The following is a 22541-nucleotide window of genomic DNA, read 5'->3' as shown; positions in this document are numbered from 1 at the left end:
CAAGGAGTCGTCATGGCCGTTGATCCGCTGATCCCACCTGGTGGCTGGGCCGGCCCCGACCGAGTGCGACTGGACGCGCCGCCGCCGCGCCGGCAGGGCTGGCTGCTGCGGGTAGTCGGCCAGGCTTCGCGCCTGTTCGGCCGCAATCAGCTGCCGAATGTGTTCCCGCTGCTGCACCGCCATCCACGCCTGTTCTGGGGCTGGTTGGTGTTCGCCGCACAGATGATGCCGTTTGGCACGCTGTCCGGACGCCAGCGTGAAGCGCTGATCCTCCGCACGGCTTGGCTCAACCGCTCGCGCTACGAATGGGCGCAGCATGTGGAGATTGCTCTGCGCGAGGGGCTGACCGCCACCGAAATCCACACCTTGGCGCTGGCGCCTACCACCAGCACCGATCCAGATCTGGCACTACTGCTGCGGTGCTGCGATGCGCTGCACCAAGCACCGGCGCTGCCCGATGAGCTGTGGCAGCCGCTGCTGCAACGGCACGGCGAGCGCGGCGCCTTGGAGGTGATGATGCTGGTGGGTCACTACCGTATGTTGGCGGCGGTGCTGAACAGCAGCGGCCTGCCACTGGAGCCGAGCATCGAAGCCGCACTGGCCGACTTCCACCGCCAACTGTCCAGCCACTGACAGCGTTGCACCGGCGGCATTTCCCCGGCATCGTGGCACCCCCCGCCCCTGCTGCCGAGGAGCCCGATGTCGCCGCTGCCCCGCTGGCTGCGCCACTACCGCGCCCAGGATCTGCCCAACGACCTGCTTGCTGCACTGATGCTGACGCTGATCAGTGTGCCGCAAGGCCTTGCCTATGCCGCACTGGCCGGCCTGCCGCCCGAGATCGGCCTCTACGCGTCGCTGTTGCCGGCGCTGGTGTATGCCTTGTTCGGCAGCCATCCAGCACTGGCGATGGGCCCGGCGGCACTGATCGCGGTGATGATCGCCTCGGCCTTGTCACCGCTGGCGACGCCCGGCAGTGAGGCGTATGTGGCCGCTTCAATCATGCTCACCGCGCTGTGCGGCGGCTTTATGTTGCTGTTCGGGCTGTTGCGGCTGGGGGTACTGGCGCAACTGCTCAGCCATCCGGTGGTGAGCGGCTTCGTCAACGGCGCCGCACTGGTGATCATCACTAACCAACTCGGACCGCTGCTGGGCGTGCACGCCAGTGGCGACAACACCCTCAGTCTGCTGGCAGAACTGGTGCCGGCGTTGCCGGGGCTGGACCCGGTGACCACCGCCGTCGGCGTCACCGTGCTGATGATCTTGGCGGCACGCCGCCCGTTGGTAGCACGGCTGGTGAAAGCGCTGCCGCGCCACCGCAAGCTGCTGTCCTTCAGCGCGCAAGCGCTGCCGGCGCTGCTTGGCATTGCCGCGCTGCTGCTGATGCACTGGCACCCACTGACGGTGGCCACCCTCGGCACCATCCCGGAAGGCTTGCCGGCACTGCGACTGCCGGATTGGGACCTGCCGCTGATGCAGCAACTGGTGCTGCCGGCACTGGTGATCGGGCTGGTGGCCTACGTGGAAGGGCTGGTGATCATCGAAGGGCTGGCTCGGGAAGATGCGCCACCGGTGAATCCAGACCGCGAACTGCGCGCGCTCGGCGGCGCCAACCTCGCCTCTGCCTTCACTGCCGGCATGATCGTGGCCGCCAGCTTTTCACGCACCACGGTAGCGGCCGAAGCCGGCGCCCGCACGCCGCTGGCGGCGCTGGTGAGCATTGCCCTGTTATCGGTGCTGCTGATGGGCTTCACCGACCTGCTGTCGGCGCTGCCGCTGGCGGTGCTGGCGGCCATCATCATCGCTGCCTCCTGGTCACTGATTGAGTTCGGCCAGCTGCGACGACTGTGGCGTTATGACCGCAGCGATGCCGCGGTGTTTACCGGCACCTTCCTCGGCGTTTTGCTGATCGACATCCAAACTGGCATTGCGCTCGGCATTGGGCTATCGCTGCTGGCGCTGATCTGGCAGGCCAGCAATCCACACGTGGCCGTGATCGGCCAGATCCCCGGCACCAGCCAGTTCCGCAACCGTGCCCGCCAGCAGGTGGAAGAAGTGCCGGAACTGCTGATGCTGCGCATCGACGAAAGCCTGTTCTTCGGCAATATCCGGGTAGTGAACCAGCGCATTACCGACACCCTCGCCCAGCACCCAGCCAGCCGCCACCTCGTGCTGGTGATGTCATCGGTGAGCCACATGGACAGCACCGCGCTGGATTACCTGGCCCGGCTGCGGCGACGGCTGGCGCAGCAGGACGTCACCCTCAGTTTCGCTGAGGTGAAAAACATCCTGCTGGAAAAAATTGCCCACGCGCCGGTATTTGCTGACGGCGACACCGTGCTGTTCAGTACCGCTCTAGAAGCCAAGCAAACGCTGCTCGGCCTCCGTCAGTAGCGCTGATCAGCGTTTCAGTGCGGCCTCGATGTCGGCAACCAGACTGTCCGGCGTCTTAATCGGCGCGTAGCGGTGCAGCACTTTGCCGTCGCGGCCGATCAGGAACTTGGTGAAATTCCACTTGATGCGCCGGCTGCCCAGCACTCCTGGCGCCTCACGCACTAGGTACTGCCACAGCGGATGGGCGCCGTCGCCGTTCACCTCGACTTTATCGAACACCGGGAAGCGCACCGCGTAGCGGGTATCGCAGAACTCGGCAATGTCATCAGCGCTGCCCGGCTCTTGGTTGCGGAACTGGTTGCAGGGAAAACCGAGCACGGTGAAACCCTGTGCTTGGTAGCGTTCCTGCAACGCCTGCAGCCCTTGGTATTGCGGCGTCAGCCCGCAGCGGCTGGCGGTGTTAACGATCAGCAGCACCTGGCCACGGTAGCTGTCCAGGGGCTGTTCGGTACCGTCCAGCAGCGGGGCGGAAAAGTCGTAGACAGTGGTCATCGGCGGCTCCGGTTCAATGATGACTCCATTGTAAGCGGGCGGCGCTGGAGTTCATCGGCATGGGCCGGTAGATTCAGGTCCCCTTCGGCCAATCCGCGTGTGAGATGTCCATGCAATGGCAACAGTTGCTCAACAAGGGCCGGTTGGGCCGGCGCCCGGCCAAGGACGAGAGCGGCCGCACCGCCTTCATCCGTGATCACGACAAGATCATTTTCTCTGGCGCGTTCCGCCGGCTGGCGCGCAAGACCCAGGTTCACCCGCTGGCCACCAACGATCATGTGCACAACCGCCTGACCCACTCACTGGAAGTGTCCTGCGTCGGCCGCACGCTGGGCATTCGCATCGGCGACCAACTCGAGCAGCGCGGCTGGCTGCCGCCGGATGTACGCGCCACCGATCTGGGCGACATCGTGCAATCCGCCTGCCTTGCCCATGACATCGGTAACCCACCGTTCGGCCACACCGGCGAACGCGCCATCCGCGCTTGGTTCAAGGATCGCGGCCAGCACTATCTGGACCTGATCGATCCCGCCTGCCACACCGACCTGCTGCTGTTCGAGGGCAACGCCCAAGGTTTTCGCACGCTCACCAAAAGCGAATATCACCATTACGAAGACGGCATGCGGCTCACCTACGCCACCCTCGGTGCGTTTCTCAAATATCCGTGGCTATCGGATTACGCTGCCCAGCCGGACTGTCCCCGGCCACACAAGTACAGCGCGTTTCGGTCCGACCAGTCGGCGCTGCTGGAAGTGTGTGCTGCCACCGGTATGGCACCGGCCGGGCCGCAGCGCTTCGCGCGCCATCCGCTGGCGTACTTGGTCGAAGCCGCGGACGACTTTTGCTACGCCATCATCGACCTGGAAGACGGGTTGGAGATGGACCTGCTGCATTGGAACGAGGTGTTCGCTCTGCTGTCTCCAGCGCTCCCAGACACCGAAGAGGTGCGTAATCTGGTGCACTCCAACCTGCGCGTCGGCCGCAAGGCGGCGCTGCTGCGCGGCAAGATCATCGAACGCTGCATCGAAGCTGGCGAACAGGCGTTCTTGGCCCACCATGACGACTTACTGGCCGGGCAGGTACAAGGCGATCTGATTTCCCATTGTGAGCCGGTGGTGCGCGATCTGGTGGAAAACGCCAAGCACATGGCGCGCACGCAAGTGTTTGAGCACCCGCGCAAAGTGGAGCTGGAAATCGGCGCTTTCGAGGTCATTGGCACACTGCTAAACGGGCTCATTGATGCCGCCGTCGGCCACGCGCTCGGCGTCACCGATAACTACCGCCACAAGCGCATCATCGACCTGATCGGGCGCGAAAGCTTCCCGCCGGAGCTGGCCACGCTGCCAGAATCGGAGCGGGTGTACGAATGCATCATGCGGGCGCTGGATTTCCTCGCCGGCATGACCGACAACTACGCCACTTACCTGGCCAAGCAATTCTCGGGCATGGCGGTCGCCCGCTACTGACAGCGGGTGCTGCCGTGGCGGGGCGCTGTTATCATGGCGCCCCGCTGCCATCACCTGCGAGATCCACCATGGCCCAAAGTCCCTCCGGCTTCCGCCCCGAATTGCTGTCGCCGGCCGGCACCCTCAAGCATCTGCAATATGCGTTTGCCTACGGCGCCGATGCCGTTTATGCCGGTCAGCCGCGCTATTCGCTGCGAGTGCGCAACAACTCGTTCAAGAACGAGGACGCCTTGGCCGAGGGCATCGAAGCGGCCCACGCGCAGGGCAAACTGTTCTACCTCGCCTCCAACATCAGCCCCCACAACGACAAGGTACGCAGCTATCTGCGCGACCTAGCGCCGATCGTGGAGCTGAAACCGGACGCACTGATCATGTCCGATCCGGGCCTGATCATGCTGGTGCGTGAGCAATGGCCAGACCAGGAAATCCACCTGTCGGTGCAGGCCAACGCGGTCAACTACGCCACGGTGGAGTTCTGGCGCCGCCAGGGCATCCGCCGGGTGATTTTGTCGCGTGAGCTGGCGCTGGAGGAAGTGGCCACCATCCGCGAGAAAGTGCCGGACATGGAATTGGAAGTGTTCGTGCACGGGGCACTGTGCATGGCCTACTCCGGCCGCTGTTTGCTGTCCGGCTACATGAACCACCGCGACGCTAACCAGGGCGCCTGCACCAACGCCTGCCGCTGGGATTACAAAGAAGTGGCCGGCGCCGAGGACTCCACCGGCGACCTGATCCCGGTGCAGAACCTAGAAAGCGTGCAAACCTACACGCCGCCGCGTTCGATCTTGCTGGAAGAGCCCAACGAGCCGGGCCGCACCATCGCCATGCACGAAGATGAGCACGGCACCTACATCATGAACTCCCGCGACCTGCGCGCAGTGCAGCATGTGAAGGCACTCACTGAGATGGGCGTGCACTCGCTGAAGATCGAGGGCCGCACCAAGTCGGTGTACTACGCCGCGCGCACCGCGCAGGTATACCGCCGCGCCATCGATGACGCCGCCGCCGGCCGCGACTTCGACATGGAGCTGATGGACGAGTTGGAAGCAATGTCCAACCGCGGCTACACCGAAGGCTTCTTCCGCCGCCATCCGCCGCAGGAATACCAGCGCTACGAAGCCGGCACCTCCACCCTCGGCACCCAGCAGCTGGCTGGCGAAGTGATCGATGCCGACCCGCAGTGGGTCACGCTGGCGGTGAAAAACCGCTTTGAGCGCGGCAATGACGTGCTGCTAATCACTCCGGAAGGCAACCGCCGTTTCCCGCTGGAGGTACTGGAAAACCGCAAGGGTGAAGCGATCGAGGTGGCACCCGGTGATGGCCATGTGGTGCGCGTGCCGCGCCCGGAAGGACTGAGCGATGCCGCTCTCGGCTTCGGCCTGTTGGCGCGCTACGTGGACCCGGCATGACCGAGTCCAATGCGCGCCCCGAGCTGATCGAGTGGGCCGACTTCGAGCGGGTGGAACTGCGCGTCGCCACGGTGCTGGAAGCTCGGCCCAACACCAAGGCGCGCAAACCCGCTTACGTGCTGACGCTGGATCTGGGACCGCTCGGCACCCGCATCTCCAGCGCCCAGATCACTGACCATTACACCCCGGAGCAACTGATCGGGCGCCAACTGCTGTGCGTGTGCAACTTTCCCAGCATGCGCGTGGCCGGGGTGAAGTCGGAAGTGCTGGTGACCGGCGCCCACGACGCCAACGGCCACGTGGTGCTGGCCAGTTTCGAACACCCAGTGCCAGCCGGCACGCGGCTGGCCTAAACCGGCTCAGTCGCGCAGCAAACGCTCTGCTAAACCGGACTGGCGCTGCACTTCCCGCCGCGCCGCCTGCGCCAGCAGACCGGCCGGACCGGCCACCTGCAGGCGCCGCCGCGCCCGCGTCACCGCGGTGTACAGCAGCTCCCGCGTTAGCAGCGGGCTGTCCTGATCCGGCAACACCACTAAGACCTGCTCGAACTCACTGCCCTGTGACTTGTGGATGGTCATCGCCCACGCTTCTTCATGGCTCGGCAAACGCACCGGCGCCACCAACCGCACCGCCCCATCGAGGGTGGCAAATGCCACTTTGAGGCTGCCATCAGCCGGGTCGCGCACGGTGATGCCGGCATCGCCGTTGAACAGCCCCAGCGCCCAGTCGTTGCGGGTCAACAACACCGCCCGTCCCGGGTACCATTCGCCGGCGGCCAAACCGCCCTGACGTAAGGCCCGCACCAGCTCTTGGTTGAACTGTTCCACGCCCCAAGGGCCACGCCGCAGCGCACACAGCACGCGGAAGCGACCGAACGCGGCCAGCACCGCCGCCGGATCGGCGCCTTCCGCCGCCACCTGCACCACCGGACGCAACGCCGCGAGTGCCTGTTGGAGCACCTCCGGCCGCTGGGCAGGCAGCCAGCCCAAATCTGCCGGTGGCGCCTGCCGCAGTGCCGCTAACGCGGTGTCATCTTGTTCGCGCAGCGCGGTGGCCAGCTCGGCAATGCCAGAGCGTTCGCCAAAACGGTGCACTCGCGTCAGCCGCACCACCAAATCCTGTTCCGGCCGCTGCGCCGCAGCCGGCACCGGCAAGCCTTCTGCCGCCAAGCGCGCCGCATAGTCCGGCGAGTAAGCGCCGGTGGCCAACCGACACAGGTCCGCCAGCACCGCGCCGGCTTCCACCGACGCCAACTGGTCGCGGTCACCCACCAAACAGACGCCGGCATCCGCCGGCAACGCCCGCAGCAACTGGGTCATCAGCCCCAGATCCACCATCGAGGCTTCATCTACCACGACTTGGTCGACCAGCAGCGGATGCTGGGCGTTGTGACGCGGACGGCCATCGCGGCCGATACCCAGCAGTCGGTGCAGCGTCACCGCTTCGCTGGGCAGTGCCGCACGGATGTCCTCCGGCAGCGCCAGCTCGGCCAAACTGGCTTGCAGCGATTCGGTCAGCCGCGCCGCCGCCTTGCCGGTGGGCGCGGCCAGCCGGATACGCGGCAAGCTGGCGTGCGGGTCTAGCGCCCGCGCAGTCAGCAGCCGCAGCGCCAGCAAGCGCGCCACGGTCCAGGTTTTACCGGTACCAGGGCCACCGGTGATCACCGCAAACGGCCGCAGCACGCCGTGCATGGCGGCCACCTTTTGCCAGTCGAGGCCGTCACCGTGGCCCGCAGGGAACAGCGCCGCCGCGTGCTGAGCCAGCACCCCGCCGGGTAGCGTGCGCCATGGCAAACGCGCGCGGATTGCCCACAGCACCTGGGCTTCCGCCTGCCAATCGCGAGCCAAATACAACCGCTCGCCATCGCGGATCAGCAGCGCGGTGTCGCCGGGGATGCCGACAATGTCGCCGTCGGGATCCGGCAGCGCCTGTGGCCGCGGCCACGGGCAGTCGTCATCGAACAGCCGCTGCGCCGCAGGCAGATCCAGGCACACATGGCCCTGCCCGCTCTGGTGGGACACCGCCAGCATCCACCACACGCGCTCATCATCGGCGTCGGTGTGAGCGGCCACCAACTGCGCAAGGGCGGCATCCAGGGGCCGTAGCCGGCCGCTGCGGGCACGCTCTTCAATCCAGGCTAAGGCGGTCATGGGGCATCTCCGGCGCCGAAACAATGATCCAGACGGTCGAGGTCGGCAGCGTCCGGGCGGTGGTGCCACACGCCGCGAGCGGGGCCCTCTACACCACGCAGAAACTGGTAGAGCACGCCACCGAAGTGCTGATCGGGGTCGTAATCCGGCAATGTCAGCCGCAAATGACGATGCAACGCCAGCGCGTAAATGGCGGCCTGCAAGTCGTAGCGGTGTTCGGCCATCGCCCGCGCCAAGGCACTGTGGGTGTAGTCCTCGGTCCGGGCGCCAAGCCAGTTGCTCTTGTAGTCGAGCAGGTAATAGCGACCCTGATATTCGAAGGTCAGGTCAATGAACCCCCGTAGCATGCCGGCCAAGTGCTCGGCCACCAGCGGCGGTCTTGGCAACGTCGGTGGCAACCAGTCGAGTTGCTGATCCAACTGCTCCAAGGTCAGCGACGGCACCGACAGCATGAACTCCATCTCCGGCAGCCGCTGGGACAGCTGCGCCAGCGGCACCGGCAACACTCCCAGTGGCACCTCAATCACCTGCTGCATCCACGCCAATACCGGCGACTGCCACTGCTCGGCATCGAAGCCGAACTCAGTCAACCGCTCATTGACACTGCTCTCGGTCAGCGGATGCCCCTGGCCCCAGTCCTCCAGCATCGCGTGCAGGAACACGCCGGCGGAGGCACCACGCGGGAAGCTGTGCGGGGTCAGGCCATCATCGCGCGGCAGCGGCGGCAACAGCACCGGTTCCGCCGCTTCGAAGAAATCGCCCAGCGGCTCGTCCAATTGGCGCGTCAGCGCGGTATAGCTGCTGATGCGCCAACGCTCCTGCAGCCGCCCGCGGAAGGGTCGAGCCGCCACCGGCGCGGCATCCAGTTTGGCCTCCGCCACCGCCGACGCAGCGGGCGGGGCGTCAGCGGTCCAGACAAAACCATCACCGCACAATTGATCGAGCACGTGCTGCGGTGACTGGCCGGCGCGCTGCAGCAGCCACGCCAACGCCGACTGCTCAGCGCCTTGGCCAACCGGAGTGTGCAGCACATAACAGCGGTGCACGCTGCGCGTCAGGGCAACGTAGAGCAGCCGCACATCCTCCGCCAACGCTTCCTGCTCCGCCTGCTGCTGCCACTGTTCGGCAAATTCCGGGCTCAACGCTGACGGCGACAACGCCACTTGAGTTTGGCCCGCCACCGTCAGCGTCAGATCGGCCTGATCCAGCGCGCGCCCATTGCTCATGCCGAGCACGAAGCACAACGGATACTGCAGCCCCTTGCTGGCGTGAATGGTGACTACCTGTACCAGGTTGTCTTCGCTTTCCAGACGCAGTTGCAGCACGTCTTGCTGCCGCCCCAACTGCCGCTGGCGCTGGTACCAGTGATGCAGCTCGCGCGGGCCGCCTTGCTGACCAGCCGCCTGCTGTAGCAGTTCCGCCAAGTGCAACAGGTCGGTGACCTTGCGCTCGCCGTCGGTTTGAGCGCGCAGGCGCGGCAATACCTGTTCGTGTTCGAGCAGCGCGTAAAGCGCCGGCAGCACACCTTGGCTGCGCCACAACCGTCCCCAGCGCCGGAACTGTTCCAACGTTGCCGTCCACTGGCGTTCATCCTCGAATCGTTGCTGCAGCTGCTCCATCGGCCAGCCGAGCAAGCTGGTGGCCAGCGCCGCACGCACCCGACGCGCCTGCTCCGGCTCCACCAACGCCGCCAATACCAAGCCCAGATCGTCAGCCACGGCAGTGGACAGCACGCTGTCGCGGCCTCGGTAAACACTGGCAATGCCGCGCTCAGACAGTGCCGCACGCACCGCACGGGCCTCGTTGTGAGTACGCACCAACACCGCCATGTCGCCAGCCGCCAGCGGCCGCTCGCCGATTAGCGCACTGCCGCCCGCGGCCTGTTGCAGCAAACCGGCGATTTCATCCGCCACCCAGTTGCTGCTCCACAGCAGGCTGCGCTCCTTGCTCTTGCCCAACCCGGCCTGCTCGGCGTCAGCATGCGCCCAGGTCAGCGCACCGCGGGGCGCGCTGTCCTGCACCTGCAGCGGTGTCTGGTCAGCGCCGCCAGCCGGCTTCACCGGATGGAAAGGAATGTCCGCGGTGACAAACGGCACCGGATGGGCCGCGAATACGCGATTCACCGCCGCCACCATGGCGCTGCTGGAGCGGAAGTTGGTGTCGAGGGTATAGCGCTGCTGCGCCGGACAGTCTTCGGCGGCCTGCAAATAGGCGTGGATGTCCGCGCCGCGGAAACGGTAAATCGCCTGTTTAGGGTCCCCAATCATGAACAGCGCTGTATCCGGGCGATCACGGTACAAGGTGCGGAAAATACGGTACTGCACCGGGTCGGTATCTTGGAATTCATCCACCAGCGCCACTGGATAGCGCTGGCACAGCGCCGCCGCCAGCCGCTCGCCATCGTCCTGTTGCAGGGCGCGGTCCACGTCCACCAGCAGATCATCGGCGCTGCGCTGGCTGCGTTGCTGCATCAGCTGCTCGCGGCGTGCCACCAGCTGATCGCGGCACTGGCGCAGCAGTGCGGCGCGCTCCAGCGGCGCCAGCCGTTGCTGCTGGGCGGCGATCTCAGTCAGCACGGCAAGGCCCGGCAACGTCGGCACCGTGGCGCCGGCCTTGGCACGCTCCAGCAGGTGTTCTGCCAGCAGCCGTTCGTGAGAGTCGTTACCGGGCCGCAACGGCGAGGCTTCCACACCCGCAGCAAAAGCATCCAAATGCTTGAGCGCGCCTTCCGCCCACACCCAGCGCCACTTGCTGCCGTTGAATTGCTTGGCGTCGGCGGCCGCCTGCAGCGCCGCGGTGAAGGTGGCGCCTTCGCGCTGCCACAGCTCTCGCGCCTGTTGCAGCGACTGCTCCAACTCAGCACGGGCAGCGGCCACGTCATCATTGGCGATATCCGGCACCAACTGCGGCAACGGCAGCCGGCACAGCGGCCGCAACGCCTGCGCCAAACCGCTCGGCGAGCCGAACAAACGCAGCAGCGCATCGGCCTGCCAATCCCGCTGCTGCGGATGCATCACCGCGCGCCACAGGTCGTTCACTGCCTGGGCAAACAGCTCGGCATCGTCGTCAACAAACTCGGCGTCGAGGGTGACGCCCATGTCCAGTGCGTACTCCTTCAGCACCCGCTGGCAAAAACCGTGGATGGTGAAGATGGCGGCGTTATCCATGCTGGTGATGGCACGCTCCAACAGCGCCAGCGCCGGTTCCGCAGCCATACTGTCGAGCAGGAAGCGGCCGAACGGCTCATCCGCCTCACCACGCTGAAACCAGCCACGCGCCTGCACCAGGCGCGCCCGCACCCGGCCACGCAGCTCGGCCACGGCGGCGCGGGTGAAGGTCACCACCAGCAGGTTTTCCACCGCCACCGGCGCGCAGCCGATACCCAGTACCAGCCGCAGGTAGAGCGCAGCAATGGAATAGGTTTTGCCGGTACCGGCACTGGCCTCAATCAGGTTGAGGCCGTGCAGCGGCATACCGGTTAGGTCAATCGGACGCAATTCATGCATAGGGATGCAGCTCCCCGTATTGCCACAGGCTCTGCAGCAACTGGCGGCCAAGGCGGTAAAGGGCGGCGAGGTCCTGCGCGCTCCACTGCGGGAACAGCCGCAGCGACGCCGGCTGCTGGCCCTCACCGGGATGGCGATCGCTGCCCCAAAGAGTGGCAAACAGCTGCTCGTGGCGCTCGGTTTCGTCCAGCTCGTCACTGAGCTGGCAGGCCTTCCACGCCGCTTCCGGCAAGAACGGCTGCGGCCGCTGCAGGCTCTCGCCATAGAACTGCAGCAGCTGCTCCAGCACTTGGCGTGCCTCGGCGGCCGGCAGCGGCAACAGCACCAGCATCATGTCTTCGCCCAGCAAACGGCTGGTGCGGCTGCCTTCCGGCACCGCGTCAAAACTGTTAATAGCCAGATGCTGCAGCCAAAACGGCAGTACCCGACCGAGCCGCAGCGGCGCTTTACTGGCACTGAGCCGTTGCAGCTTGGCATAGGGTTCCCGGTTGAGGATCTTGCCCACCTGCACCGAATCCCAACCGGCACAGTCCAGTTCGCGCACCGTCAGATCCAAACTGAGCGGGCCGGCGTACAGTGTCTGCGCCAGCGGCGGCAGCACCGTGCCCTGATCGCGCCGCAGCGCCAAGGTACGCGCCAGCTGCTCGCTGGCCTCGCCCAACGTCTGCTCGAGAAATACTTGGCCGGGAATACCGGGCGGCAAGGCACCACTGTGTTCCCAGTAAGGCGCGCGGGCATGGGGATCGGCGCCGCCTTCCAGCGCCTCCAGCACTTCCTGGCGGATCTGCCAGCGGGTGAGGCCATCGGCTGCGAACGGCTCATCGTCTTCCAGCACATCGTCGCTGCGGTCCTGGGGCACGCCCAACCGCTGCTCCAGATACCACGCCAGTGGCTGGCGCAGGCAACGGCCCAGATCGTTGAGGGTGGCGCGGCGCAGCCCGTCCGGCAGTGCCGTACTGGCCACCGACGGCGGCTCTGGGGTCGGCATCGGCACTGCCACGCTGGCCCACAACGGCGAGTAGCTGAACAGTGCCGGGTCGTCACCAAAGTAACGGCGGCTGAACGGTTGCAGCGGATGGTCCAGACGCAATTGCTGGGACAGCGGCGGCGACGCCTCGAATGCGGCGTCCAGATAATCCATCAACTCCGCCAGCACCACGGACGGCGGTCGTTCGCTGTTGTCGCGGCCATCGCGACCGCACCAGCTGATTAGCAGGCCGTCCCGGGCCGACAGCAGTGCTTCAAGGAACAGGTAGCGGTCTTCACTGCGCCGCGAGCGGTCACCGGGGCGCGGCAACAACCGCAGCAGGTCGTGGGCCATCGGTTGTTCCGGGCGCGGATAAGCATCGTCATTCATGCCCAACAGACACACGCGGCGGAACGGTACCGAGCGCATCGGCATCAGGGTGCAGAAATTCACGCGTCCGGCCAGGAAACGCTGACCGCCGACACTGCTGCCGAGTTGGTCTTGCAGCCAGCTTTGCACCAACGGCAGCGACACCGGCGCGCGCTCGCCAACGCTGTCCTGCAAATGTTGGCTAAGGGCACCAATCTGACGCCGCAGCAACTCCAAGGCCACCGGTTCGGCGCTGTCAGCGGCGAACAAATCATCGAGCAGGATCAGCAGCCTCTGGCGCCAACTGGCGGCATCACCGGCCCGCGCCAAGCGCTGCTGGTGCTGCTGCAGTTGCCGCACCAACCAGGCCAGTCGGCCGGCCAATTCGGCTTGGGCGGCGCTGACATCGGGAAGGTTGGGACGCGCACGCCACAACTGACTGTGTTCACCCAGTGCCACACCCAGCAGCAGTCGTTCCAGCCCTTTGATCCAGGTGTTATCGGCGAACTCTGGCAGCCCCAGCCGCCCCCGGTGGGCGCCGTCCAGGCCCCAGCGGATGTGGGTGTCTTGCACCCAGCCGCGCAGCAGCGGCAGGTCTTCCACTGCCAGCCCGTAGCGATCGCGCACTGCGGGTACATCCAGCAGCTCCATCAGTTCGTTGGCCGTGAACCGGTGCAGATCCGGTTGCAACATCAGCAGGAAGGCCCGCACCAGCGGGGATTCATCCGTCAGCGTACGATCGGCGATGGCCCACGGAATGCGCACCGGCTCGGCGCGGCTGAACACCGCTTCGATCAGCGGTGCGTAACCGGCCACGTCCGGCATCATCACCACGATGTCACGCGGTTCCAGCGTCGGGTCCGCTTCGAACCACGCCAACAGCTGGTCATGCAGCACTTCCACTTCGCGCATTGGGCTGTGGCAACAGTGCAGAGCGATATTGGCCGGCGCCGGCGGTTGCGGTTGTTCACGGCCATCTCGCAAATCATGGATATCGCGCTGCACCTGGCCCAGCAGGGTGTCCGGCTGCGGCGCGTCAAACACGTCGATGTCCTGGATGTCGTCACCCCACAAACCGCCTAGCAGCAACTCCAACTGTTCGCGGCCCTGATGGCCGAGCGAGGCCAGCAGCGGATTGCCGACTTCATCCGGCAAACTCTCCAGCGGCACGCCTTGCTGTAGGGCTTCCACCCGCCGCCGCGCCAGTTGGCGGTCACTGCGAATGTCACCCCAGTACTGCTGCGAGGGATTGAGCATGAACAGGTGCACGTCGAGGTGTTCGCCGAGCACACCGAGCGCCGCCAACTGCGCCGCCGGCTGGCTGCTGGGGCCGAATACGAACAGTCGCTGCAAGCCACTCTCTGGCGCCACGCTGCGCAAATGCTCCACCGACATCAGTGCCGCACGGTGGACGTCTTCCGGCCAGCGACTGTGAATGTGTTGGCTCAGCTGCTGCCACAACACCGCCTGCCAGCGCAGATGCTCCGGCACCGGGCCGTCGTCGCCCTGCTCCCACTGCTGGATCCAGTCCGGCCGGTACACCAAATATTGGTCATAGAGATCCGCCAGTTGGCGGCACAATCGGTAGCGGCGTTGCGGGGAATCAGGGTGCAAGTATTTGCGCAGTGGCGCGGCAGACGGGTGCTCCAGCAGCTGCGGCAGGATGGTCAGCAGCTGCCACACCAAGGCCGGTTTATCCCACACCGATTGCGGCGGCAGCGATGGCCGGGTGCGGCGATGCAATTGCCAAAAGAAGCTCGACGGCAGCACGAAGCGCAGGTTAGCTGCCACGCCACGGTTAGCAGCCAGCTGCAATTGCAGCCAGGTGCCCATGCCAGGGCTGTGTACCAGCACCGTTTCCGCCGCCAGCGGCGCCGGCGGCTGAGCGCGCAGCACCTGTGCCAACAGCTCGGCAAGGTGTTCCAGACGGTTCGACTGGTAAAGAAAATGCATGCCCCTTCCTGCCCGCCGAACGGCGGATCGTCACATCAACGAGCAGGGCCGCTCAGGAGCGGCGCGGTAACTCCGCCGCGGCATCACGCACCGCCTCGGGCACGATGATTTCGGTGGCCACCGGCAAGTGATCGGACAGCAGGCACTGGTCCAGCACGCCGGTTTGCGCGGTTTCGAGATCACGGCTGACAAGGATGTGGTCGAGGTGTTTTTCCGGGGCCCAGCTCGGGTAGGTACGATGCTCGCCGTCCATCAGGCGGATGTCCAGTTCCGAGATCGGCGAGCGCAGCAGTTCATCGGGCAGGCAGTTAAAATCGCCCATGATCACCACGTAGGGATAGCGTTTGAGCAATTGCGCCAAGTAGAACAGCTGAGCGTTGCGGTAACGGCCGCCGAGCGCTAGGTGTACACCCACCACCACCAGCGGCATCTCCGGATGGCCGTATTTGACAATGAAAGCGCCACGCCCGGGCAGCCCCGGCAAACGATGGTCCTCCACCGCATAGGGAATCGGCCGGCTCAGCAAGCCATTGCTGAATTGACCGAGTTTGCCGAGGTTGCGATTGAGCTGTTGGTGCCAGAACGGGAAGCCGGCCTGATCGGCCAAGTGGGACAGTTGATTGAGAAAGCGTGAGCGCAGGCTGCCGCCATCGACTTCCTGTAAGGCCACCAGATCGTAATCGCGGATCACTTGGCTGATGCGTTGCAGGTTTTCAACGCTGGTCGGTGCGGCCACCAAATGTTTCCAGCTGCCGGTGAAATACTCGCTGAACTTGGACGTGCCGATGCCGGCTTGGATGTTGAACGACAACATCCGCAGCCGGTCCTGGGGCAACGCCACCACTTGAGTCTCACGGACCCCCCGCAGCCCTTCCCGCACCAGTGACACCGGTTTGTTGCGGGGATGCGGCAACTGCTCTGTGGTGCTCATCAAGGACTCTCCTGATGGGGCGGCAACAGCCGCCCCGCGGATTCGGTCCCGGTCAGCCGCCCTGACGCTGGCGCGCCTGACGCTCACGGTTGACCAGGTAATCGATCACCTGGAAGGTCTCGGTGTCATTGCGCAGGTTGGTGCGCAGCACCATGTACTTGCCATTGACGGTGAAGGCCGGCACGCCGCGCAGACCGGAGTCACGGGCCACGGTATCGGCGGCGCGCATCTGCGCAGTCACACCCACGGAGCCGAACACTTGGTCGAAGTCCGCGGCGCTGACACCGTACTTGCCGAAGAACTCGCGCAGGCCATCTTCCAGGAACAGGCGCTGGTCGCGGTGCTTGTGGATGCCGTCGAACAGCGGGGTGTGGATCTCGTCCAGCACACCCAGCGCTTCAGCGGTGAAGAAGGCGCGTGCCAGCGGCTCGGCGCCACGGATGAACAGGATCGGCGAGCGCACCAGATTGACGTCGTTGCCGGCACGTTCCTGCCAGGCATCCACGTAGGGCTCCACCGAGTAGCAGGCCGGGCAGCCGTAGAAGAAGAACTCCCGCACCTCGATCTTGTCCGGATCGTCCACGTCCAGTGCCCGCGCCAGTGTCTGGTAGTGCTTGCCTTCTTCGAAGCGGGCGCCGTCGGCCCAAGTCGGGGCGGCAAACAGCGCCACCACCAGAGCCATCATCCCCATCGCCACTCGCAGCATCATGTTCTCCTCGTTGTATCTGAACTCGGTCCGCCATGACGCCCCTGCGTCGGGACCATCCCAACGGGCGTTATGACCGGCGTGACCCGGAATCGTTGCACCGCAGGCCGATTTTCTTGTCGCTGTTGCGTAAAAACACCAAAAGGCGGCCTAAGCCGCCTTTTGGAAGGGTCGCCCCATCATCAGGGTCAGTCAGACAGGCCGCTGATGAAGCTGGCCAACGCGCGAATCTCGCGGTCGCTCATTTTGGCAGCGATGGTCTGCATCATGCCTGGCGCTTCGCCATCCGCATCGTTGCGGCGGTACTTGGCAGCATCCAGATCATCACGGCCGGCGGCGCGGAAAGCGCGCAGCTGGGCTTCCACGTACTCGGCGGACTGGCCACCGATGGCCGGGAAGCGGGCGGCAGCAATGCCAGCGCCGGTGGGGCTGTGGCAACCAGAGCAGGCGGCCATGCCTTTTTCCATGTTGCCGCCACGGAACAGGCGCTCACCTTCCGCTACCAGATCCGGTTTGGCCATGCCGGTTTCGATGGTCTGCGCAGCAAAGTAGGCAGACAGATCCGCCATGTCCTGGTCGGACAGGGTGGCCACCTGGGCCTGCATCACCGGGTCTTCACGCAGGCCGCTCTTGAAGTCGTGCATCTGCTTGTTCAGGTACTGCTCGGACTGGCCAGCCAGTTTCGGGTACATGGCCATGGGGCTGTTGCCATCCGGCCCGTGGCAAGCCGCACACACGGCTGATTTGGCTTGGCCGGCATCGGCATCACCAGCGGCTTGGGCGTGACCGGCCACCAGGCCAGCCAGCAACAGGGCACACAGCTTCAAGGACTTCATGATCTATCCTTCAATCGTCTTATTTGCTTTTGCTCATGTATTCGATCAGCGCACGGTATTCATCGTCGCTGCAATCCATGCACATGCCGCGCGGCGGCATGGCACCGAATCCTTCCTTCGAATGCTTGATCAGCGTGTCCATGCCTTTTTCAAGGCGCGGAGCCCAGGCAGCTTGGTCGCCCACTTTCGGAGCGCCAGCAGCGCCAGTGCTATGGCAGAACACGCAGGCCGCGTTGTAGCGGTCTTCAACGGAATTTGCGCTTGCCACGCCGGCACAAAGGGCCAGGGCGGCGACAGTCAGCAGCTTCTTCATCGCGTCATGCTCCCAGGCGGTCGGGGGGCCGCCGATCAGGGTCGGGTTGGTGCAATGCGGCCGGACCAAGCCCGGCGGCGCGCATTATATACCATAGCCCCATAATTTCGTCACACCGATTATGGTCTTTACTACCCCAAACGACGGGTTTGCGCCGCCGGCCGCAAGCCGCCACCATGCACGCCACCCTGCGCACCCGGACCCGCGAGACACCCATGCACCCGATCGAACGCCAACTGCACTCCACCCAGTTCCTTACCAGCGCCCAACTCTACAAGCAGTGCCCCCCCGATGAAGGCCGTGAGGTGGCGTTCGCCGGGCGCTCCAATGCCGGCAAGTCCAGTGCACTCAATCGCTTGTGCAGCCAAAAGACGCTGGCGCGGACCTCCAAGACACCGGGCCGCACCCAACTGCTGAACTTCTTTGATGTGGCCGAGGACCGTCGACTGGTGGACTTGCCCGGCTACGGCTACGCCAAGGTGGGTGCCCAGACCCGCCAGCAGTGGCAGAAAGAACTCGATGGTTACCTGTCCCAGCGTCAAAGCCTGGCTGGCCTGATTCTGTTGATGGACGTGCGCCATCCGCTCAAGGACTTCGACCACATGCTGCTGGATTGGGGCGCAAAGGCGGAAATGCCGCTGCATGTGCTGCTGACCAAAGCCGACAAGCTCAGCTACGGGGCCGCCAAGACCACGCTGATGAATGTGCGCAAAGCGCTCAAAGACCACCCGGGCCCGCTGTCACTACAGCTGTTCTCCTCCACCAGCGGCCTAGGCCTCGAAGAAGCTTGGGACCTGATTGGTCAGTGGCTAGAGCTGGACCCGGCGACCGAGTGACGCTTTTTGTCACCCTGCGCGCCCAGTTGGTCACTTTGCCAACGCGAGGACGATGAAGCGGCAACGGCCGATCGGGATGTTTGCAGGGTTTTAAGGACTTTGGTCACAGTTGGCATGCCGATTGCTTAGTACCACGCAGTAGTATGCTGGCAGCGCCTGGGGGGGTGTTCTGCGGGCAAAAAAAATCCCTAGCAGCAAATCGGGGGAAGGGAACGACTGCGCTGCTAGGGAGGCTTGCCGCCTCCGGTTCTCTGGGGGAAGTCAACCGGAGACTAAAAAGACTACGGACCGGCGAGGGTTACTGGGGGGATCGGGGGGATACCGTTCCGCAGTCACTTGCTGAGAGGAACTTTACTGGCTTAAGTTCCGCCATGCCACGTGGTCACGGCTGAAAAGCCGATCTTTTACATTCAAATCCGAGCCGCAATGCGGCTTTTTCTGTGCCCGGATATTACTGCGCACCGAGATTTGGCATTTCCCAAGCGCTTGGCGCCACCGCCATCACATTGCAGGGCGGAGCCAGTCGTCACCGGGGCTGCGACCCGGTCAACATCCCTACTAATATCGATAGATGCGCGGATTTATGGCGCATCCGCCCGCGGCTGGGGCGGATTTCACAATCACCCTCAGCGCTCGCTGAACTGGTTCCAGAACTGCTGCGCGGTGCGACCGGAACGGCCGCCCTTCTGGGTGGCGAACAGCCGCGCTTTCATGTGCAGCGCGTCGCGGTCGGCCACGTCCGGAAACAGGTGGTCGATCATCTCGAAATAACCCTGCTCGGAAATTGGGTGGAACGACACACTGAGACCGAAGCGATCGGCCAACGAGATACGCTCCTCGATCGCGTCGCCCAAATGCAGTTCACCATCAATGACTTTGCTTTGCAGGTTGTCGCGGCTGTATTCCGGCAGCAGGTGGCGGCGGTTGGAGGAGGCGTAGATGCGCACGTTCTCCGGCGGCAGCTCAATGGAGCCTTCCATCACCGTTTTGAGGTGCTTGTAGCCATGCTCGCCCTCGTCGAAGGACAGATCGTCACAGTAGACGATGAAGCGCTGCGAGCGCTCACGGATGTCATCGACGATTTCCGGCAATGCGGCCAGTTCGTCCTTGTCGACTTGGATCAGCCGCAGCCCTTGCGGGGCGTATTCATTCAGCAGCGCCTTGACGATGGACGACTTGCCGGTGCCACGGCTGCCCCACAGCAACACGTGGTTGCAGGGCTGGCCGGCGAGGAAACGCTCGGTGTTCTGCACCACCTTCTGCTTCTGTGCCTGGATACCGAGCAGGTCATCCAGCCGGATAGGATCGCGCCGACGCACCGCGCGCAGGCTCTTGTTGTAGCTGCGCCACAGCGCCGCTTCGGTGTTTTTCCAGTCGATACTGCTCATTGGTCTCAGTGTGCCTCGTCCCAGTTGTCGCCCACGCCCGTTTCCACTTTTAGCGGCACCGACAACTCAGCAGCGGCCTCCATGCGCGGACACAGCCCCTCGATCAGGGCCGGCACATCAGCCGCCGCCACTTCGAACACCAGTTCGTCATGCACCTGCATGATCATCAGCACATCAAGACCGGCCTGTTGCAGCCAGTCGTCGACGCTGATCATCGCGCGCTTGATGATGTCCGCCGCCGTGCCTTGCATCGGTGCGTTGATGGCGGTGCGCTCAGCACCCTGCCGCAGGGCCGCATTACGGCTGTGGATCTCGGGCAGATACAGACGGCGCCCGAACAGGGTTTCAACAAAGCCCTGCTCCGCCGCCAGCGCACGGGTGCGCTCCATGTATTCCTTCACGCCGGGATAACGAGCGAAATAGCGGTCAATGTAATCCTGTGCTTCGTGACGGGGAATCCCCAATTGCCGCGCCAGACCGAAGGCACTCATGCCGTAGATCAGGCCGAAGTTGATCGCTTTGGCATTGCGGCGTTCGTTGTCCGTGACGGTGTCGAGGGTCTTTTCCCACACCTCCGCAGCCGTGGCGCGGTGGATGTCGAGCCCCTCAGCAAACGCATCGCGCAGGCCGGCATCGCCACTCAGATGCGCCATGATGCGCAGCTCAATCTGGGAATAGTCCGCGGCCACGATGCGGCGCCCTTCCGGCGCCCGGAACGCTTGGCGGATGCGGCGCCCTTCTTCGCTGCGCACCGGAATGTTCTGCAGATTCGGATCGCTGGACGACAGCCGGCCGGTGGCCGCCACCGCTTGGTGATACGAGGTGTGTACGCGGCCGCTGCGTGGGGAAATCATTTCCGGCAATTTGTCGGTGTAGGTGCTCTTGAGTTTGCTCAAACCCCGGTGAGCCATGATCACCCGCGGCAGCGCATGCTCATCGGCCAGTTCCGCCAGCACCGGCTCAGCGGTGGAAGGCGCGCCCTTCGGCGTTTTCTTGATCACCGGAATGCCGAGCTTGTCATAGAGGATCTCGCCGAGCTGCTTGGGCGAGTTGAGGTTAAACGGCTGGCCGGCCAGCTGGTGGGCTTCCTGCTCCAGCGTCATCATGCTGCGCGCCAACTGCTGACTTTGGTGGCGCAGCATGTCGGCATCGACGAAACAGCCGGTACGCTCAATTCGGGACAGCACGGGGATCAGCGGCAGTTCGATGTCTTCGAACACCGATACCAGCGTCGGCTGTGTGCTCAGTTGCGGCCACAGCGCTTGATGTAGACGCAGCGTCACATCGGCATCCTCAGCGGCGTAGTCGGCTGCTTGCTCCAGCGGAATCTGGTTGAAAGTCAGCTGCTTGGCGCCCTTGCCGGCAATGGCCTCGAAACTGATGGTGTCATGGTTGAGGTGGCGCTTAGCCAATGTGTCCATGTCGTGGCGCGAGGCCACCGAGTCGAGCACATAGGATTCCAGCATGGTGTCGTAGGCGATACCCTGCAGCGCCACACCGTGGCTGGCCAACACGCTCATGTCGTACTTCAGGTTCTGGCCGATTTTGCCGATCGTCGGGTCTTCCAGCAGCGTCTGCATGGCGCCACGCACTTGCTCCCAGGACAACTGCTCCGGCGCACCAGGATAATCGTGACCCACCGGCACATAAGCCGCTTCACCCGGGGTGATGGCAAACGACAACCCGACCAACTGGGCTGCCATGTAATCAAGACTGGTGGTTTCAGTATCGAAGGCAAAACAGCCGGCTGCCCGCAACCGATCCACCCACTGCTCCAGCAGCGGCAGGTCGGTAATGGTCTGGTAGCCGCTGCGGTCCAACGTCAGCGGCGCGGCCGGCGCGTCGGCGCTATCGGCGGTGCTGCCGTCGCCCCCCTCCAGCTCCGCCACCCAGCCCTTGAACTCCAGTTCGCGGAACAGCTCCAACAGCGCGGTTTGATCCGCCGCGGTGATCTCCAACGCTTGCGGCGCCAGCGGGCAATCGACCTTGATGGTGGCCAGCAGGTAGGACAGCCGCGCGGCCTCCTCATGCTCTGCCAGCTTGGCGCCCAAGGTGCGCGCTCCGCGCACCTCCAGCCCGGCCACTTTGTCCAAGTCGCGGTAGATGGCATCGATGCCGCCAAGGCCAGTGAGCAGCGCTAGCGCCGTTTTCTCACCGACGCCGGGCACCCCGGGAATGTTGTCGACCTTGTCACCCATCAGCGCCAACAGGTCGATGATCAGTTCCGGCCCGACGCCGAACTTCTCACGTACGCCAGCCGGGTCCATCACCGTCTGATTCATGGTGTTCACCAGCGTGATGTGCTCATCGACCAACTGCGCCATGTCCTTGTCACCGGTGGAAATCACCACCGCTTCGCCGGCAGCAGCGGCGTCCCGCGCCAAGGTGCCGATGACGTCATCCGCCTCAACGCCGTCTTCCACCAGCAACGGCAGCCCCATGGCGCGGATCACTGCGTACAGCGGCTCTACTTGGGCGCGCAGATCATCCGGCATCGGTGGGCGCTGGGCTTTGTAATCGGCAAACAGCTCATCGCGGAACGTTTTACCCTTGGCGTCGAACACCACCGCCATGCGCGTCGGCTGGTAGTCAGCGATCAGCTTGCGCAGCATCGACACCACGCCTCGGATGGCGCCGGTGGGCTGGCCGCCGGCGGTGGTCAGCGGCGGTAGCGCGTGAAACGCGCGGTACAGATAGGACGAGCCATCCACCAGAATCAGCGGCGGCGTGGCGGGCGTTTGTGCGGACATAAGCGGGCCTGTTGACGGCTGGAGACAGCATCTTGCCGGAGGATCAATGGATTTCAACCGCGCCGCGGGATGCCGGAA

General features: G+C 64.6%; 16 protein-coding genes. 6 read left to right on the top strand and 10 right to left on the bottom strand.

Features of this window, described 5'->3' with window-relative positions; all coding sequences use genetic code 11:
* Positions 1-12 precede the first annotated feature (12 nt).
* Together AB5I84_RS01320 and AB5I84_RS01315 are read left to right on the top strand one after the other, a co-directional pair.
* Entirely contained in the window at positions 13-633 is a 621-nt protein-coding gene (locus AB5I84_RS01320; protein WP_369454027.1) for a carboxymuconolactone decarboxylase family protein, read from the top strand.
* Positions 634-699: 66 nt separating this feature from the next.
* Positions 700-2391 carry a SulP family inorganic anion transporter gene (locus AB5I84_RS01315; RefSeq protein ID WP_369454026.1) on the top strand — a complete coding sequence of 564 codons (1692 nt, stop codon included), beginning with the start codon at positions 700-702 and terminating at the stop codon, positions 2389-2391.
* Positions 2392-2397: 6 nt separating this feature from the next.
* Here the strand turns inward: AB5I84_RS01315 and AB5I84_RS01310 are convergent, their stop codons facing one another.
* Positions 2398-2883, bottom strand: a complete 486-nt coding sequence (locus tag AB5I84_RS01310; RefSeq protein ID WP_369454025.1) for a glutathione peroxidase — start codon at positions 2881-2883, stop codon at positions 2398-2400.
* Positions 2884-2993: 110 nt separating this feature from the next.
* Between AB5I84_RS01310 and AB5I84_RS01305 the strand changes: the two genes are divergently transcribed.
* The 3 genes from AB5I84_RS01305 (at position 2994) to AB5I84_RS01295 (ending at position 6111) form a co-directional block, all read left to right on the top strand.
* A complete protein-coding gene (locus tag AB5I84_RS01305) occupies positions 2994-4349 on the top strand; it encodes a deoxyguanosinetriphosphate triphosphohydrolase (RefSeq protein WP_369454024.1) in 1356 nt (451 codons plus the stop codon).
* A gap of 68 nt (positions 4350-4417) precedes the next feature.
* Positions 4418-5758, top strand: a complete 1341-nt coding sequence (trhP, locus tag AB5I84_RS01300; protein WP_369454023.1) for a prephenate-dependent tRNA uridine(34) hydroxylase TrhP — start codon at positions 4418-4420, stop codon at positions 5756-5758.
* Positions 5755-6111, top strand: coding sequence for a tRNA-binding protein (locus AB5I84_RS01295; RefSeq protein WP_369454022.1), 357 nt, complete (start codon positions 5755-5757; stop codon positions 6109-6111). The genes trhP and AB5I84_RS01295 overlap by 4 nt, the downstream gene beginning before the upstream one ends.
* 6 nt (positions 6112-6117) lie before the next feature.
* Here AB5I84_RS01295 and recD read toward each other — a convergent pair whose 3' ends face one another.
* The 7 genes from recD to AB5I84_RS01260 form a co-directional block, all read right to left on the bottom strand.
* Positions 6118-7908, bottom strand: coding sequence for an exodeoxyribonuclease V subunit alpha (gene recD / locus AB5I84_RS01290; protein ID WP_369454021.1), 1791 nt, complete (start codon positions 7906-7908; stop codon positions 6118-6120).
* Positions 7905-11414 carry an exodeoxyribonuclease V subunit beta gene (gene recB / locus AB5I84_RS01285; RefSeq protein ID WP_369454020.1) on the bottom strand — a complete coding sequence of 1170 codons (3510 nt, stop codon included), beginning with the start codon at positions 11412-11414 and terminating at the stop codon, positions 7905-7907. Before recB ends, recD begins: the two co-directional genes overlap by 4 nt.
* Positions 11407-14703, bottom strand: a complete 3297-nt coding sequence (gene recC, locus AB5I84_RS01280) for an exodeoxyribonuclease V subunit gamma (protein ID WP_369454019.1) — start codon at positions 14701-14703, stop codon at positions 11407-11409. The genes recB and recC overlap by 8 nt, the downstream gene beginning before the upstream one ends.
* Before the next feature lie 52 nt (positions 14704-14755).
* Complete coding sequence (locus AB5I84_RS01275) at positions 14756-15634, bottom strand: endonuclease/exonuclease/phosphatase family protein (RefSeq protein WP_369454018.1); 879 nt, start codon at positions 15632-15634, stop codon at positions 14756-14758.
* Positions 15635-15686: 52 nt separating this feature from the next.
* Positions 15687-16343: a thiol:disulfide interchange protein DsbA/DsbL gene (locus tag AB5I84_RS01270; protein ID WP_369454017.1), complete on the bottom strand. Its 657-nt coding sequence runs from the start codon at positions 16341-16343 to the stop codon at positions 15687-15689.
* 185 nt (positions 16344-16528) lie between these two features.
* Entirely contained in the window at positions 16529-17176 is a 648-nt protein-coding gene (locus AB5I84_RS01265) for a c-type cytochrome (RefSeq protein ID WP_369454016.1), read from the bottom strand.
* A gap of 19 nt (positions 17177-17195) precedes the next feature.
* The gene (locus tag AB5I84_RS01260; RefSeq protein WP_369454015.1) at positions 17196-17489 is read right to left on the bottom strand and encodes a c-type cytochrome; all 294 of its coding nucleotides are present in this window, start codon (positions 17487-17489) and stop codon (positions 17196-17198) included.
* Positions 17490-17704: 215 nt separating this feature from the next.
* Between AB5I84_RS01260 and yihA the strand changes: the two genes are divergently transcribed.
* Positions 17705-18325, top strand: coding sequence for a ribosome biogenesis GTP-binding protein YihA/YsxC (yihA, locus tag AB5I84_RS01255; protein WP_369454014.1), 621 nt, complete (start codon positions 17705-17707; stop codon positions 18323-18325).
* Between the two features lie 626 nt (positions 18326-18951).
* Here yihA and AB5I84_RS01250 read toward each other — a convergent pair.
* Positions 18952-19713, bottom strand: a complete 762-nt coding sequence (locus AB5I84_RS01250) for an ATP-binding protein (RefSeq protein ID WP_369454013.1) — start codon at positions 19711-19713, stop codon at positions 18952-18954.
* A 5-nt stretch (positions 19714-19718) separates the two neighbouring features.
* Positions 19719-22463 (bottom strand): DNA polymerase I, encoded by a 2745-nt coding sequence (gene polA, locus AB5I84_RS01245; protein ID WP_369454012.1) that lies wholly within the window; start codon positions 22461-22463, stop codon positions 19719-19721.
* Positions 22464-22541: the final 78 nt, after the last annotated feature.

Source organism: Alcanivorax sp. REN37 (genome assembly GCF_041102775.1).
Classification (GTDB): Bacteria; Pseudomonadota; Gammaproteobacteria; order Pseudomonadales; family Alcanivoracaceae; genus Isoalcanivorax; species Isoalcanivorax beigongshangi.
This window is presented reverse-complemented; position numbering and strand designations above follow the sequence as displayed.